Source organism: Pseudomonas saxonica (assembly GCF_007858365.1).
Taxonomy (GTDB): Bacteria; Pseudomonadota; Gammaproteobacteria; order Pseudomonadales; family Pseudomonadaceae; genus Aquipseudomonas; species Aquipseudomonas saxonica.
On the sequence record NZ_VFIO01000040.1, the window covers coordinates 1 to 579 of the forward strand.

The 579-nt window shown below is 62.5% G+C and carries 1 pseudogene; it reads right to left on the reverse strand.

Annotated features, from left to right (window positions below):
* Positions 1-469: pseudogene (locus FJD38_RS24420) on the reverse strand (RHS repeat domain-containing protein); the annotation flags it as partial.
* Between the last annotated feature and the right edge of the window lie 110 nt (positions 470-579).

The window sequence follows — 579 nt, forward strand, 5'->3', positions numbered from 1 at the left end:
GGGTGATGCCGATCAGGCGGTGTTGGCTGTCGTAACGGTAGTGGCGCACAAGACGTTGGCCGGCGCCGCGTCGTTCGCGGATGAGGTTGCCGTAGGCGTCGTAGTCGAAGTGGCAGTCGCCTTGCATCAGCAGGCGGTTGCCTTTGATTTTGCCGTAGCTGCGGCCCTGGCCGTTGTAGCTTTGGGCGAGGAGGTTACCCGCCGGGTCGTGGGCGAAGTGTTCGACGTTGTTGGCGTTGCCGAGGACTTCGGTGAGGCGGTCAAGCGGATCGTAGGCGTAGCTTTTTTGGCCTTTGCGGCTGTCGGTGAGCAGGCGCAGGTTGCTGTTGGCGTCGTATTGGTAGGTGCGCCGGTAGTGGTAGTGGCCAGTGACTTCGCCGTTGCGTTCGAGCGGGTAGACGCGGTGTTCCTTGAGGCGCTGTTGTTCGTCGTAGTGGTATTCGCTGAGCACTGAGCCTTGTTGGCGCATGATCTCGCGCCCGTGTTCAAAGCGGTGGCCGGTGAGGCGCTGGCCGTTGAGGTTGATGGCTTTGAGCGCGCCACCGGGGTGGTAGAGGTAGTCAAGGCCGTTGCCGTCGG